The following is a 14,954-nucleotide window of genomic DNA, read 5'->3' as shown; positions in this document are numbered from 1 at the left end:
TCAGCAGTTGGGGACGTTCACGGCCAGCCCGCCGAGTGAAGTTTCCTTGTATTTCTCGTGCATGTCGTGGCCAGTCTGCCGCATGGTTTCAATCACCGCGTCCAGCGGAACAAAGTGGTGCCCATCTCCGCGCAGGGCGAGCGAAGCGGCCGATACTGCCTTGATCGCACCCAACCCGTTACGCTCGATACAGGGGACCTGAACCAGCCCTGCAACCGGGTCGCAGGTCATGCCCAGATGATGCTCCAATGCGATCTCGGCGGCGTTTTCAACCTGCTCAGGCGTGCCACCCATGACGGCGCACAGACCAGCGGCGGCCATCGCCGAGGCGCTGCCGACTTCGGCCTGACAGCCAGCTTCAGCGCCCGAGATTGACGCGTTGAATTTCACCAATCCGCCGATGGCAGCGGCGGTCAGCAAGAAATCCTCGACATGGCGCTCGGACGCGCCTGGAACGTGATCCAGATAGTACCGCAGCACCGCAGGTAGAACGCCCGCCGCACCGTTGGTCGGGGCCGTCACCACCTGACCCCCGGCAGCGTTTTCCTCATTAACGGCCATGGCGTAGACGCTCATCCAATCGTTTATGGTATGCGGCGCGGTCAGGTTCATGCCTCGTTCAGCGACCAGCGCGTCATGGATGCCCTTGGCGCGGCGTCGTACATGGAGACCACCAGGTAGGATGCCATCGGTGGTCAGACCGCGCTCAATGCAGTCATTCATAACTTGCCACAAGCGAGCCGAGCCTTTTGCAAAGCTTTCAGGGCAACCGCGCGCGATTTCATTGGCACGTTTCATCTGAGCGATGCTTTTGCCACTATCCTTGGCCATCTGCAGCATTTCGACGGCTGTTTTGAACGGGAAGGGAACCGGCGCGCCCTCATCCGTGGCCTTGCCTTCGGCCAGCTCTTCTTCGGTCAGAACGAACCCGCCTCCGATAGAGTAGTAGACTTGCCGCAGGATCACATCGCCTTGCGCATCAGTAGCCATCAGGATCATGCCGTTGGCGTGGCCGGGCAGGTTGTTTTCGAAATCAAAAACCAGATCGGTCTTCGGGTCGAGTTTCAACTCGGGCAAGCCCTGGGGCGACACAGTATGCGTTTCGGCAATGTGCGCCAGCGCCGCTTCGGCTTTTTCATGATCATAGGTGTCGGGGACAAACCCGGCGAGCCCGAGAATGGTGGCGCGATCTGTGGCGTGACCCACACCGGTAAAGGCCAGAGACCCGTGCAGTGATCCGCGCAGGCCCGAGAATTCAAACGGCGACTCACGCATCAGGTCCAGAAACCGGGCGGCGGCGACCATCGGCCCCATTGTGTGAGAAGACGACGGGCCGATGCCCACTTTGAACATATCAAATACTGAGAGAAACATATCAGGTCGCTGAGCCTTCTGGAGGGTTAGCATAGGTTGGCGAGGTAAAGGGCGTAACCCCCAACCCTTCTGCAGCTACGGCGGCCCGGGTCGAGGGGCGCAGTTCAAGCTGCATCAGGATCTTTTGCAGATAGGGTGTATCGGCCAGTTGATACCAGCTGCGGTCTGCGCCCACTGGGTAAAGCGCCATCCAACGCATCATGCAAGCCACATAAATCGTAAGAACCGAAGCTTGGTCAGGGTTGAACCAATCCGGCGTGTCTTTTGCCAAGGCGTCCAGCAGTCTTAGATGTTGTCGCAATCTGGGGCGGATACCGTTGCGCAAGGCTTCAGCCTGGGTGCCGTCGATATACTTCTCTGCGTAGAACAGGATGCGAAGATCGGCGTGTAAGGTATTGGATGCAAAGAATAACCATTTCAGGAATCCCGCACGCTGGGGGCTTTCTGGGGCCGGCGCCAGTTGGCCATGGGTGTCTGACAGCCACAAAAGAATAGCCGCCGTTTCAAAGATGGGACCCTGGGGTGTCTCAAGTACGGGAATCAGTCCGTTTGGATTTAGCGCCCTATAGGCCGCGCCATCCTGTTCATTCCGGGTGCGATCGACCAGAGCGGTTTCATAGGTCAAACCCATCTCCTCCAGCACCAGCCGAATGATCAGCGAGGCGTTGTCGGGCGCATAGTGCAGGCGGTACGGCTGTTCCATATAGGCCATTTAGGTGATGCCTGTCGCAAACGAAGACTTGATTGCGACGTTTCCGATCGGAAACGCGAAATCCAGCGACATGTTAGCACAGTCTCAAGGCGAATTGGCTCTCGCAGTTGGGTCGGGCATTCCTTATAAGTTCCGCAGAATATTTAGGGGAAGCTGCCATGACCGGAGAATTGTCGCCCATCGACAAGGCCAAATATGTCGCTGCGCACCGCGCGGCGGATCTGGTGAAAGACGGAATGCGCGTTGGTCTGGGTACGGGATCGACTGCCGCCTGGCTGGTGCGCCGTCTGGGCGAGCGCGTCCGGGACGAAGGTTTGTCGATCAAGGGGGTTCCGACCTCGACAGCGACGGCGCAACTGGCGCGTGAGGTTGGTATCGAAGTCGTTTCGCTTGATCAGGCTGGGTGGTTGGACCTGACGATTGACGGTGCAGATGAATTCGACGGCGAGCTGAACCTGATCAAAGGCGGCGGCGCGGCGCTGCTTCAGGAAAAGATCGTGGCCACAGCCAGCGATCAGATGGTTGTGATTGCCGATGCCGGAAAAGAGGTGGAAACCCTTGGTGCGTTCCCGCTGCCGGTCGAAGTTATTCCCTTTGGCTGGCAGACCACGCGCACCCTGATCGAAGAAGCTCTGGATACGATGGATGTACTTGGAACATCCGTGACCTTGCGCATGAACGGCGAAGCGCCAAAGGTTACCGATGAAGGCAACCACATTCTGGACCTTCACCTCAAGCGGATCGGCAACGCACGGCAATTGGCGCTGGTTCTCAATCAGGTCCCTGGCGTCGTGGAAAACGGTTTGTTTATAGACATTTGCGACAAGGTCGTGATCGGCTACGGCGATGGTCGCGTCGAGTTGCGCGATATCAACGATGGCTCTGTGCAGACCGATCAATTGGGTGAGTTCGGGGACAACCTGTTTTCGGACTTGGCGGACTGAGATCGAAGCGGCTGGCGGGTGCTGCCGATATGCTGGGCCAGAGCTAAGCAAAGGTTTTTTCTGGCAAAGAGGGTTGGCATAGAACTGATCGGCCCCAGATACTCAGAGATTTTGGCCTGTTGAATAAAGGAACTCAGGATGAGCTTTGACTATGATCTGTTCGTCATCGGCGGAGGCTCGGGCGGGGTTCGCGCGGCGCGCGTGGCGGCTGGCGAGACCGGCGCAAAGGTGGCTTTGGCGGAAGAGGACCGGTACGGCGGAACCTGTGTCATTCGCGGCTGTGTGCCCAAAAAACTGATGGTATTCGCCAGTGAGTTCTCAGGCATGGTCGGCGATGCGCAGGCTTACGGCTGGGACATTCAACCGGGCGCGCTGAACTGGAACACGTTTCACGACAAGTTGACAGCCGAGTTGGATCGGCTGGAAGGCATCTATCGCGGCATCCTCAAAAACAATGGTGTCGAAAGCTTTGACCAGCGTGCTCGCGTCGTTGATCCGCATACTGTTGAACTGGCCGATGGGACCCGCAAGACGGCAAAGCACATCCTTGTCGCCACGGGCGGCAGACCAGTTGTGCCCGAGTTTCCCGGCTCGGACCTTGCAATCACGTCGAACGAGATTTTCCATCTTGAGAAGCTGCCCGAAAGCATCCTCATCGTCGGTGGCGGTTACATCGCCAGCGAATTTGCCGGGATCATGAATGGGTTGGGGGTAAAGACCACTCAGTTCTACCGCGGCGCGCAAATCCTGCGTGGGTTTGATGAAGAAGCACGTGGTTTGATCTGCGAGGAAATGCGCCAGAACGGTATCGACGTGCGGCTGGGCACCAACGTGTTGGAAATGACGCGGGCAAGCGACAAAATCCGCGTCAAAGCCACCGACGGCACCGAAGATCAGTTCGATGTAGTCATGTATGCGACCGGGCGGGCTCCGAATACCGAAAACCTCGGTCTCGAAGAGTTGGGCGTTGAACTGGGCCGCAAAGGTGAGATCATCGTAGATGAATACAGCCAGACCGGCGTGCCTTCGATCTATGCAATCGGGGATGTCACCGACCGGGTTAACCTCACGCCGGTGGCGATCCGCGAGGGTATGGCATTTGTCGAAACCGTGTTCAAAGGCAACCCAACGCCGGTCGATCACGAACTGATTCCGACGGCGATTTTCACCCAACCTGAATTCGGCACAGTTGGCCTCAGCGAGGAAGAAGCCGCAGCGCAGGAGCCGATCGAGGTTTACGCAACCTCGTTCAAGCCGATGCAAAAGGCATTCGCGGGCGGCACACAGCGGGTTTTGATGAAACTGATCATATCTCAGGCCACTCGAAAGGTGCTTGGGTGCCATATTGTGGCGCCCGGCGCGGGCGAGATGATCCAGCTGGCTGGCATAGCCGTCAAAATGGGCGCGACCAAGGAAGATTTCGACCGCACGGTTGCGGTTCATCCAGTCATGGCAGAAGAACTGGTGACAATGCGGCAACCTGTACGCACGGCTTGATTTGCAACCGCGCGCACACACGTTACAAGGGAAGCCGTGATCACACGGTCCAACACAAGGGAAAAGACACATATGGCGGGCAACAGCGGCGGCCCCTGGGGGGGCGGAGGCTCATCCGGAGGCGGAGGAAATCGGGGTAACAACGGGGACGGGCGCAAGCCCCCCGAAGGCGACGGCCCGCAGATCCCCGAGATCGACGAGCTGATGAAAAAGGGTCAAGAGCAACTGCGCGTCCTGATGGGCGGTCGCGGCGGCGGTGGCCGTGGGACCAACGGCTCAGGCGGCGGCGGTGGTCCGGCGTTTACCAAGGGGACCGTTGCGATTGGCGCTTTGGTGGTTGCGGTCCTTTGGGGTGTGACAAGTGCCTATACCGTGAAACCCGAAGAGCAATCGGTTGAGCTGTTTTTGGGTGAATTCTACAAGGTCGGAAACCCAGGCTTTAACTTTGCGCCGTGGCCGTTTGTGACGGCCGAGGTTATCCCGGTGACCCGTGAACAAAATGAAGACATGGGCGGTGCCCGTGGCAGCGACGATGGTTTGATGCTGACCGGCGACGAGAACGTGGTCGATATCGACTATCAGGTCGTTTGGAACATCAACGATCCGGCCAAGTATTTGTTTAACCTGCGTGATCCGCGCCAGACGATTCGGGCGGTGTCTGAATCAGCTATGCGAGAGATCATCGCGCAAAGCGAACTGGCCCCGATCCTGAACCGGGATCGTGGTGTTATCGCTGATCGCTTGCAAGAACTGATCCAGTCGACAATGGACAGCTACGACTCGGGCGTGAACATCGTGCGTGTGAACTTTGATAAGGCCGACCCGCCGCAGGACGTGATTGCAGCGTTCCGCGACGTTCAGGCTGCTGCGCAGGAACGTGACCGTTTGCAGAACGTGGCGGACGCTTACGCTAACCGGGTTCTGGCCGAAGCGCGCGGTGAAGCCGCGCAGGTTCTGGAAGAGGCCGAGGCCTATCGCGCCCAGCAGATCAATGGTGCACAGGGTGAGGCCAGCCGTTTCAGCGCGGTTCTTGAGGAATACTCCAAAGCACCCGATGTGACCCGCAAACGTCTCTATCTGGAACGGATGGAGCAGGTTCTGGGTGACGTGGACAAGATCATACTGGACGAGAACTCGACCGGTTCCGGACAGGGTGTCGTGCCCTACCTGCCTTTGAACGAGCTGCGCCGCAATTCCGGACAGGAGAGCAACTGATGCGTAAATCACCCATCATTATTATTCTGGTCGTAGCGCTCGTCTTTTTGGGGCTTTCCTCGATTTTCATCGTGGATGAGCGTGAGCGCGCCCTAGTGCTTCGGTTCGGACGCGTTGTGAATGTCAAGGAAGAGCCGGGTCTTGCGTTCAAATTGTCTATCGTCGATGAGGTCGTTCGCTATGACGACCGTATCCTGTCGATCGATGTCCAGCCGCTGGAAGTCACACCTCTGGATGACCGCCGACTGGTGGTCGATGCTTTCGCGCGTTACCGGATTTCCGATCTGGAACAGTTCCGTCAGGCCGTTGGTGTCGGCGGCATTCCGGTGGCCGAGGATCGTCTGGATCGCATCCTGCGCGCCGAAACGCGTGAGGTTCTGGGTTCGGTATCCTCCCGTGACATCCTGAGTTCGGACCGTGCCGCGCTGATGCTGCGTATCCGCAACAGCGCGATTGCCGAAGCCCGTGCGCTGGGCGTCAACGTGATCGACGTGCGTCTGAAGGCGACCGATCTGCCGCAGGCGAACCTCGAGGCGACGTTTGACCGGATGAAGGCGGAACGGGAACGTGAAGCCACCGACGAACGCGCCCGTGGTAACGAAGCGGCGCAGCGCGTGCGCGCGCAGGCAGACCGGACCGTGGTCGAACTGGTTTCGGACGCGAACCGTGAGGCTGAGATCATCCGCGGTGAGGCCGACGCCGAACGCAACGCGATCTTTGCCGAAGCCTATGGAGCGGACCCGGAGTTCTTTGAATTCTACCGCTCACTGACGGCTTATGAAAATGCCCTGCAGGGCAGCAACAGTTCGTTGATCCTGAGCCCGGATTCTGAGTTCTTCAACTATCTCGCCTCGCCGACCGGACGGCGGCCATCGGCTGCGACCTCAGAGTAATGGGCATGATCCTTCTGGCCTTTGGGCTGGTGCTGATTGTTGAGGGGCTGGCCTATGCGCTGGCCCCTTCGCTTATCGAACGGATGCTTGAAGCGTTGCGTACACTGCCCGAACAGGCGCTGCGGCTGGTGGGGCTGCTCTGCGCTGTCAGCGGATTTGCCCTTTTGTGGGCGGCCTTTCAGATCGGGTTTTGACGCCTGGACTTCACGCCGCAGTGATTTCTCTGCGATCCCGAGTTGCGGGCTTGGCCAAACTGACTACATTGGTTGCAAAGAAGGGCCGCCGCAGCGCGGTGGCGTCATAAGTTTCGACAAGGAGTTCCCAAGTGCAGGCCAAAGCGTGCAGTGTTTCCGTCCAGCAGGACGACGTTGGTGTAATGGTGCGGCTGTTGTGGCTGGCTTTTGTGGGGATGTTGCTGCTGCTGGCACAAACCGTTGCGGCTCAGGCGCGGGGCGAAAGCTTGGCCCCTCTGGCTGAAAAGATCAGCCCGGCGGTGGTAAACATCACGACATCGACGCTGATCGAAGGACAGACGGGCCCGCAAGGTATCGTACCCGAGGGGTCGCCCTTCGAGGACTTTTTCCGAGACTTTCAGGACCGGAATGGTGAAGACGGTGATCGTCCTCGCCGCAGCAACGCGTTGGGGTCCGGATTCGTGATCTCTGAGGACGGTTATATAGTCACGAATAACCACGTGATCGCAGAGGCAGACGAGATTTTGGTCGAGTTTTTTCCGGGCGATGGCCAGCCGAAAAAGGAACTTCCGGCCAAGGTGATCGGCAAGGATGAAAATACCGACATTGCCTTGCTAAAGGTCGAGGCGTCGGGTCCGTTGCAATATGTGCAATTCGGCGACAGCGACATCGCCCGTGTCGGAGATTGGGTCATCGCGATGGGCAACCCGCTGGGGCAGGGTTTTTCAGTTTCGGCCGGGATCGTTTCAGCCCGAAACCGAGCACTGAGCGGGTCGTATGACGACTACATCCAAACCGATGCCGCGATCAACCGGGGCAACTCGGGTGGTCCACTGTTCAACATGGACGGTGAGGTCATCGGCGTAAACACCGCAATCCTGTCGCCCAATGGCGGTTCCATCGGGATCGGATTTTCGATGGCGTCCAATGTGGTCGTCAAGGTCGTGGATCAGTTGCGTGAATTCGGTGAGACCCGCCGGGGCTGGCTGGGCGTGCGCATTCAGGACGTGACCGAGGACATGGCCGAAGCGATGGGTCTGGACAAGCCGGGTGGTGCGCTGATCAGCGACGTTCCTGATGGACCTGCCAAAGACGCAGGGCTTCTGGCTGGTGACGTCATTCTGAGCTTTGACGGCGTCGAGGTCGAAGATACTCGTGGTCTTGTGCGCCAGGTCGGTGAGACAACCGTTGGGAAATCGGTCCGGGTAGTTGTGCATCGCGAGGGCGGAACCCAAACAGTGTTGGTTACGTTGGGCCGCCGCGAGGACGCGGAACGGGCTGACGCCGGTGATGAGGAGCCTGCAGAACCGGAGGAAGAAGAAAACAAGGATATTCTGGGCCTCACGATCGCACCGCTCAGCGATTCGCTGCGCGAGGATTTGGGATTGGATGCCGACGCTCAGGGATTGGTTGTGTCGAGTGTCGATGAAGCGTCTGAAGCATATGCCAAAGGACTGCGCGCCGGAGACGTTATTACCGAGGCCGGGCAACAGAAGGTCACCTCGATCGACGATCTCGAAGCACGCATGGAAGAAGCACGCGAAGCAGGTCGTAAGTCACTGTTGTTGCTGGTGCGACGCGGTGGAGAGCCGAGATTTGTGGCACTGAGCCTGGAAGGCTAAGAACACAATCCGGAGACTGCAAAAAGGCCGGGCGCACGCCCCCCGGCCTTTTTTCTTGCCCGCAAAAGAAAAAGCCATATGCCGGGGAAGGCATATGGCTCTGGTACAGGGAGAGGCTGATGGACAGATATCGGGGATGATAAGGTCAGCCTCCTACGGTAACAGGATTGACCTTAGGGCAATTTTACGCGCGCGTATGTGAAGAGGATCACAGGCAGGTCAAATAAGGTCGGATTCAGCCAATTGCTTGAGCGCATCAAAGTCATGAATTTGCAGACCGCCGCGCGACGCTTCGACGACATTGCTTCGCTTCCAAACGGAAATCGTTTTCGATACCGCCTCGCGCGTGGCCCCGACGAACTCGGCCAATTCGCTTTGGGATAGTGTGATGCGATCTGATGGCGTGTCCTGTTGTCCCGCCAGATGCAAAAGCTTTCGCGCCAATCGTATCGGCATCGGCAGAAAGACCTGCTCGTTCAATTGTGCGCTGATGCTGCGCATCCGCAGCCCCGCCAGCCGGATCATATCTTCGGCCAAATCAGGATGCTGACGAATCTGATTGATCACATCTTTGTGACGTACCCTCAGAACGCGGGACGGTTCCGCGGCTGTGACGGTTGCGGTTCTTGGGCCGCTGTCAAAAAGTGCGATTTCGCCAAACACTTCTCCGGGTCGCATCAGGCTGAGGGCCAGCTTGCGCCCGCTCATTGCCAGAAAGGACACTTCGAGAGTACCGGAGATCAGAGCATACAGGGCTTCGCCTTCATCGCCCTGTTCAAACAGGACTTCGCCACGGTCCAATTCGACCTCGGACGCTTGAGCGGACAACATGGTACGCAGCCGTTCCGAGGCTTCGGACAGGAATCCGCTGGTTGGAAATGGCGTCATGTGGCGTGGTTTTCCCAGGTCAGAGCAGTTTGAGTGGTGACCCAGCTTTCCACAGGTTGCCCCTTAAGCCAAGGTTTTTGTCCGCAAATTCTACGGTTGCCATTCCCCGTGGGCGCAGGCGCCGTATTACTGTTGGTCGGGGTCATCCATATAGGTCTGCAGCATGCTGAACTGAAGCATCAGGAACACCATCAGGGCAATGGGGAAGCCAAAGGTCTCAATCTTGACCCACAGATCTGTTGAAAGCGTGCGCCAGACCAGTTCATTGGCGACTGCAAGCACAGCAAAACAGGCGCATAAACGGCGCGTCAGGATCATCCAGCCCTCGTCGCGCATCGGCAACATCTCGTCCAGAACGTAGGCCAGATAGGATTTGCCCTGCAGCAGACCGATGCCGAGAATGATCGAGAAAAACCCATAGACCAGAGTGGTCTTCATTTTGAAGAACCGCTCGTCATTGAACCAGGCAGTGAGACCACCAAAAAAGATTACCATAAAGGCGGTGAAAATCTGCATGCGGCTGAGTTTGCCGGTCAGGTACCAAAGGATGCCCATGGCAGCCAACATCAGGGGGACGAACAGGATCGTGGCGACGATGAACCCGGAGTACTCCGTGCCCCAGATCAGAAAGCTGTCGTCGCGCAGGCGAAGATAGATCAAGAAAAACGCCAGAGGCGGACCCAGCTCCAAGACCTGTTTCAGAATGGGGTTGATCTCTTTTTTGCCTGCCATACCAGAATCCTGCTGCTTACCCGCCCATTTCAACTATTACTGCGCCAAGTGCAATCAATGCCATCAACGCAATCCGCCTTGGGCCAACGGTTTCTTTCAAAACCAGCCATCCGATCAGGGCGGCAAATACCGTTGAGGTTTCGCGCAGCACCGCAGCCTCGCCGACCTTGTCCAACCGGGTGGCCAGCATGATCGACCCGAAAGACAAAGGCGCGATGATACCGCCCGCCAGCCCGCGCAACATCAGCGGAGCAAGTGCGGGGCGGTCGATCATGGCGCGGTATCTGAGTGCGGCATAGATCGGCATAGCGAAGCCGTCGATCATGAAAAACCACGCCAGAAATGTGAACGGGTCGGCTGTGGCGCGGATTCCGTATGCGTCATAGGTCGTGTAAAGCGCAACGAACAAACCTGTGGCGATCGCGAGCGTTAAGGCAATGCCAAGCGTTTCACGGTTGGTTTCCAGAAACCGGAAGTTATATGCGGCCAGCCCAAAAATACCCGCGAGCAATACGGCAACGCCGAACCATTGGGTGCCGGTGAATGTCTCTCCGAACAACAGATAGGCGCCAATCACGGTAAATAGGGGCCCGGTGCCTCGGACAACGGGATAGACAACCGTGTAGGACCCTTTGGTATAGGCCATCGCCTGAAGTGTCTTGTAGATGATGTGAATCACCCAAACCATGGCAAAGATCGGCCACATGTAGGGTTCGGGCCACGGAACAACGAATAAAGCAAACGGTGCCGATATCAGGCAATAGCACGCATCGATGGCCCCACGAGACATCCAGGGATCGTGGCGACCTTTTTGAAGCGCTCCGAATGCGGCATGAAGAAAGGCGGCCATAAGCGCCAGAGCCAGGGCGAGTTGGTGGCCTGCTTCGGTGCCTTCCAGAGAGATCAACCAGTCACTCAAAAATCAGGTCTTTCCTGGGTGGAGAGGCCGGGGGTTTTCCACCCCCGGACCCCCGGAGGATATTTTTAGCCAGATGAAGAGGCGGATCAGCTTTTGTCCAGACCGGTCAGGGCAGCGGCGAATTCTTCTGGATCAAAGGGGGCGAGGTCGTCGATTTGTTCTCCCACGCCAATCGCGTGGATGGGTAGGCCGAATTTGTCCGCCAGCGCCACCAACACGCCGCCTTTTGCCGTGCCGTCGAGCTTGGTCATCACAAGGCCCGAAACGTCAGCCAGTTTGCGGAATGTTTCAACCTGACTGAGCGCATTTTGGCCGGTGGTGGCGTCCAGAACCAGCAGAGTATTATGCGGGGCCGTCTCATCGACTTTGCGGATGACGCGGACGATTTTGGCCAATTCTTCCATCAGATCGGCACGGTTCTGCAAGCGGCCCGCCGTGTCGATCATCAGCAGATCGGCCCCTTCGTTTTGCGCTTTGGTCAGGGCGTCGAAGGCAAGTGAGGCCGGATCGGAACCTTCGGGCGCGGTCAGGACCGGTACGCCAGCGCGATCGCCCCATACTTGCAGTTGTTCTACGGCGGCCGCGCGGAACGTATCTCCGGCGGCGATGACGACCTTTTTGCCTGCGGCTTTGAACTGGCTGGCCAGCTTGCCGATGGTGGTGGTCTTGCCAGAGCCGTTCACGCCCACAACCAGCACCACTTGCGGGCGCTTGGGGTAAAGAGGCATGGGTTTGGCCACGGGTTCCATCACGCGGGCGACTTCTTGGGCCAGCAATTGTTTGATTTCTTGCGTAGAGAGTTTTTTGCCAAAACGTCCCTCCGCCATGTTGCTGGTTACACGTAGGGCGGTGTCGACGCCCATATCCGAGGCGATCAGCAGTTCTTCGAGCTGCTCCAGCATGTCGTCGTCAAGGGTGCGGCGCACGACGGTTTGCGTGTCGCCACGGGTAAACAGGCGGCCGATTAAACCTTTGGATTCCGTCGTTTCTGGCGTTGGATCCGCTGGTGCAGGCGCGTTCACGGGCTCCGCAATAGTGGTCGGGGCCGGAGCTTCGGGCGCAACCTGCGGTTCCGGGTCGGGTTGATTGACCACGGGATCGGGTGCGGTTTCCTCGCCGCCATCCTCGATAATCGCGTCCAGACCTTGTTCCAGGCGCGAAGAGGATTTGAACAGCTTGTTCTTGAGCTTTGAGAAAAACGCCATCTTTGGACTCCGCAGGTGTTTCTCTCACCTAATGCGGAATTGCGGCAGTTGCAAAGGGTGCGGCAAAGGCGATCAGGAAACCGGCTTGGGCAGCCCAGTACAGCGGCCAGATCAAATAGGGCGTGAAACGTTGCGCTGTATGCGTAGCGGGTAGCAGAAACTTCTCCGTCGCCAGAATTAAATCGGAAGCTATGAACGCCAGAGCAGCGGGCAGCGCCCAACGCAACGCCCCGGTATCGGGCATGGCCAGCACCGTGATTCCCATGCCGAGAATAATGGGGATATACGCCAAGACCGGTACCTTGAGGTCTCCGGCGCGAGGGAAAAGCAGGGTCGCCATGACGATGCCGAGCAGGAGGAGGGGCCAAGCAATGCCAGGATAATCAAGAATTCGGGTCGGATCGCTGAGCGGGTGGGTCAGGAACAAAAGGATATACGCCAGATGTCCAGCGGCGAACGCGCCGATACCGGCCATGAAAGTTGTTTCAGTTTCGTGCGACAAAAGCGCGTCCCCAATCGCGCAGAGGGCAAGCGCAACGATCAGCAAAAGCGGCCCAGCTTGAAGCGCCGCAATAAGTGCCAAAAGGGCGACAGACGCCGTCTTAAGAAAGCTGCGCATGGAACTGGCAGATTTGGCCGTCAACGGAAGGTAAGCCAGCGCCGCGGCCATGGCCGCCCAAAATAGAAGTGTCGTCATCCCCGAACCCTTTGGAGTGATCCATATGTCGGGCTCAGGACATCGCGACCGATCGGGCCAGGCAAGACCTGACGTGGAGGCATTCAATGGTTTCAGCGCGAACAAAGCTTGATTGGTTTCTTGCTTAGGCTTCTGCCACACTAGGTCTATGTTCAGAAAAAGTTTGATTCTTTGGCTCATCTCCGCAGGTGCCGTTGGCGCGCAAGATGGGCTGACAGGTGCGGAATTTGATCGCTATACTTTGGGCAAAACTCTGTTTTATGCATACGAAGGGCAGGTCTACGGAGCCGAACGGCACTTACCCAATAGGCGTGTCATCTGGTCGTTTCTGGATGGCCAATGCAAGAGCGGCGTCTGGTATGAGCACGAAGACCAGATCTGTTTTCTTTACGAAGATCGACCCGATCCACAGTGTTGGGTCTTCCGCAAAACCGGCAGTGGGCTGGTTGCCTTGTTCGATGGCGAACCCGGCGAAACCGAGCTGTACGAAGCGCAAGATATCGGGGAAGAGATGGTGTGTCTCGGGCCAGAGGTCGGGGCCTAGCCCGTTCAGAATAGCGAACCTTGGCCGGGCGTTTCCCTTTTTGTCGGTTTCTTCGCCTGCGGTTTGGCGCTGTTTTGCCCCGCGTTCAAAATTCCGTCCGCGAATTCAATCTCGAACGACGAGTGTTGCGCGGCGGCAGCCTTGGTTGTGACCAACTTGTCGTCAGCGCGAACAACCGCATATCCCCGTTGCAATGTTGCCTTGTAGCCTAACGTTTCACGCAGTCGATCCAAGGCCGTCAGGTTTTGGACAAGCCGGTCCAATCGCGCGGACTGCGTGGTATGCAAGCGTTCTGTCAAGCGGGCGACGTTCTGGCGCTGCTGGTCGATTTCCTTCTGTATCGGACGCAAAGAAAGACGTGAGGACAGGTTCCGAACCGCCTCATGCCTTTGGTTGACAAAACTGCGCAGAGTTGACGGACGCAGATGCGCCGAAACTTCTACCACTTGCAAACGGCGGTTTTGAACGCCTCGAACCAACGCCGGAGACAGACGGTCGGCAATAAGATCAAGGCGTTGACGCGGTGTGTTCAACAAGCTGTCAGGTCGAGGAAGGGCGCGCGCGAGGTCCTGCAAGCGTTGGGACCGGCGCTGAACGGCATCTGTCGCCGCGCGAGACAGCCGTGCGGATTGCACACCCGTCCAGGCCAGCAACTCCATACGCACCGGCACCGCGAGCTCGGCTGCAGCGGTTGGCGTGGGCGCGCGACGGTCGGACACGAAATCAATCAGGGTTGTGTCCGTCTCGTGCCCGACGGCGGAAATCAGCGGGATATCCGAGGCGGCTGTGGCGCGGGCGACAATTTCTTCGTTGAAGCCCCAGAGGTCTTCGATGGACCCGCCGCCACGCGCGACTATGATCAGGTCTGGGCGCGGGAGAGCGCCGCCCGGAGTGAGCCGATTGAACCCTTCGATCGCGCGGGCCACCTCGGGCGCGCAATTTGCGCCCTGAACGGCCACCGGCCATATCAGCACTTTGCGCGGAAACCGGTCGCGCAGGCGATGCAGGATGTCGCGGATTACCGCACCGGATGGCGATGTGACGACGCCAATGATCTGCGGCAAATAGGGTAAGGGCTTCTTGCGCTCGGGCGCAAACAGCCCTTCGGATTCAAGCTGTTTCTTGCGCTTTTCCAGCAAAGCCATCAGCGCGCCTTGCCCGGCAACTGCAACCTCATCGACGTTCAGGTTGTATTTGGACTGGGCTCCAAAGGCGGTCAAACGACCGGTGACAACGACCTCAAGACCCTCTTCAGGGACCACCGAAAGCCCGGAGATCTGGCCTTTCCAAGTGGTGCAGGCCAGCACATTCCGATCGTCTTTGACGTCGTAATACAGGTGACCTGATCGCGCCTTGAACACGCGCCCGACCTCACCACGCACACGGATTCGCCCAAACGCGCCTTCGAGCGTGCGTTTCACCTCTCCGGATATGTCCGAGACTGTGTATTCGGGGGTATTCTGGCCGGGAATGGGGTCGTCAAGCAGGTCGGACATTTCAGCGCCTTGTGTCAAATGC

At 58.2% G+C, this 14,954-nt stretch carries 15 protein-coding genes; 7 read left to right on the top strand and 8 right to left on the bottom strand.

Features of this window, described 5'->3' with window-relative positions:
- A complete protein-coding gene (locus tag ACR0CR_RS02510; protein WP_480596436.1) occupies positions 1 to 1,374 on the bottom strand; it encodes an L-serine ammonia-lyase in 1,374 nt (457 codons plus the stop codon).
- Position 1,375: 1 nt separating this feature from the next.
- On the bottom strand, positions 1,376 to 2,077 hold the full coding sequence (locus ACR0CR_RS02505) for a glutathione S-transferase family protein (RefSeq protein ID WP_480597507.1): 702 nt from the start codon (positions 2,075 to 2,077) through the stop codon (positions 1,376 to 1,378).
- Between the two features lie 167 nt (positions 2,078 to 2,244).
- Between ACR0CR_RS02505 and rpiA the strand changes: the two genes are divergently transcribed.
- The 6 genes from rpiA to ACR0CR_RS02475 all read left to right on the top strand — a co-directional run bounded on the left by rpiA (position 2,245) and on the right by ACR0CR_RS02475 (position 8,451).
- Positions 2,245 to 3,030: a ribose-5-phosphate isomerase RpiA gene (rpiA, locus tag ACR0CR_RS02500; RefSeq protein WP_480596434.1), complete on the top strand. Its 786-nt coding sequence runs from the start codon at positions 2,245 to 2,247 to the stop codon at positions 3,028 to 3,030.
- Positions 3,031 to 3,168: 138 nt separating this feature from the next.
- The gene (gene gor / locus ACR0CR_RS02495; protein ID WP_480596433.1) at positions 3,169 to 4,527 is read left to right on the top strand and encodes a glutathione-disulfide reductase; all 1,359 of its coding nucleotides are present in this window, start codon (positions 3,169 to 3,171) and stop codon (positions 4,525 to 4,527) included.
- 72 nt (positions 4,528 to 4,599) lie between these two features.
- Positions 4,600 to 5,742, top strand: a complete 1,143-nt coding sequence (gene hflK, locus ACR0CR_RS02490) for an FtsH protease activity modulator HflK (protein WP_480596431.1) — start codon at positions 4,600 to 4,602, stop codon at positions 5,740 to 5,742.
- Complete coding sequence (gene hflC, locus ACR0CR_RS02485) at positions 5,742 to 6,635, top strand: protease modulator HflC (protein WP_480596429.1); 894 nt, start codon at positions 5,742 to 5,744, stop codon at positions 6,633 to 6,635. The genes hflK and hflC overlap by 1 nt, the downstream gene beginning before the upstream one ends.
- Positions 6,635 to 6,829 carry a DUF2065 domain-containing protein gene (locus ACR0CR_RS02480; RefSeq protein WP_480596427.1) on the top strand — a complete coding sequence of 65 codons (195 nt, stop codon included), beginning with the start codon at positions 6,635 to 6,637 and terminating at the stop codon, positions 6,827 to 6,829. The genes hflC and ACR0CR_RS02480 overlap by 1 nt, the downstream gene beginning before the upstream one ends.
- A 182-nt stretch (positions 6,830 to 7,011) precedes the next feature.
- The gene (locus tag ACR0CR_RS02475) at positions 7,012 to 8,451 is read left to right on the top strand and encodes a Do family serine endopeptidase (protein ID WP_480597504.1); all 1,440 of its coding nucleotides are present in this window, start codon (positions 7,012 to 7,014) and stop codon (positions 8,449 to 8,451) included.
- A 219-nt stretch (positions 8,452 to 8,670) separates the two neighbouring features.
- Here the strand turns inward: ACR0CR_RS02475 and ACR0CR_RS02470 are convergent, their stop codons facing one another.
- The 5 genes from ACR0CR_RS02470 to ACR0CR_RS02450 all read right to left on the bottom strand — a co-directional run bounded on the left by ACR0CR_RS02470 (position 8,671) and on the right by ACR0CR_RS02450 (position 12,892).
- A complete protein-coding gene (locus tag ACR0CR_RS02470; RefSeq protein ID WP_480596425.1) occupies positions 8,671 to 9,339 on the bottom strand; it encodes a Crp/Fnr family transcriptional regulator in 669 nt (222 codons plus the stop codon).
- 126 nt (positions 9,340 to 9,465) lie between these two features.
- Complete coding sequence (locus ACR0CR_RS02465; protein WP_480596424.1) at positions 9,466 to 10,071, bottom strand: inner membrane-spanning protein YciB; 606 nt, start codon at positions 10,069 to 10,071, stop codon at positions 9,466 to 9,468.
- 16 nt (positions 10,072 to 10,087) lie between these two features.
- Entirely contained in the window at positions 10,088 to 10,990 is a 903-nt protein-coding gene (locus ACR0CR_RS02460; RefSeq protein WP_480596422.1) for an EamA family transporter, read from the bottom strand.
- 86 nt (positions 10,991 to 11,076) lie between these two features.
- Positions 11,077 to 12,195, bottom strand: a complete 1,119-nt coding sequence (gene ftsY / locus ACR0CR_RS02455; protein ID WP_480596420.1) for a signal recognition particle-docking protein FtsY — start codon at positions 12,193 to 12,195, stop codon at positions 11,077 to 11,079.
- Between the two features lie 28 nt (positions 12,196 to 12,223).
- On the bottom strand, positions 12,224 to 12,892 hold the full coding sequence (locus ACR0CR_RS02450) for a lysoplasmalogenase (RefSeq protein ID WP_480596419.1): 669 nt from the start codon (positions 12,890 to 12,892) through the stop codon (positions 12,224 to 12,226).
- Positions 12,893 to 13,040: 148 nt separating this feature from the next.
- Here ACR0CR_RS02450 and ACR0CR_RS02445 point away from each other — a divergent pair, with 148 nt between their 5' ends.
- On the top strand, positions 13,041 to 13,436 hold the full coding sequence (locus tag ACR0CR_RS02445; protein ID WP_480596417.1) for a hypothetical protein: 396 nt from the start codon (positions 13,041 to 13,043) through the stop codon (positions 13,434 to 13,436).
- Positions 13,437 to 13,441: 5 nt separating this feature from the next.
- On the opposite strand, the gene xseA is transcribed toward ACR0CR_RS02445, so the two are convergent.
- On the bottom strand, positions 13,442 to 14,932 hold the full coding sequence (gene xseA / locus ACR0CR_RS02440; RefSeq protein ID WP_480596415.1) for an exodeoxyribonuclease VII large subunit: 1,491 nt from the start codon (positions 14,930 to 14,932) through the stop codon (positions 13,442 to 13,444).
- Positions 14,933 to 14,954: the final 22 nt, after the last annotated feature.

Source organism: Ruegeria sp. AM2 (genome assembly GCF_056540685.1).
The sequence above is the reverse complement of the archived record's forward strand: the minus strand, read 5'-3'. Positions and strand labels throughout refer to the sequence as shown.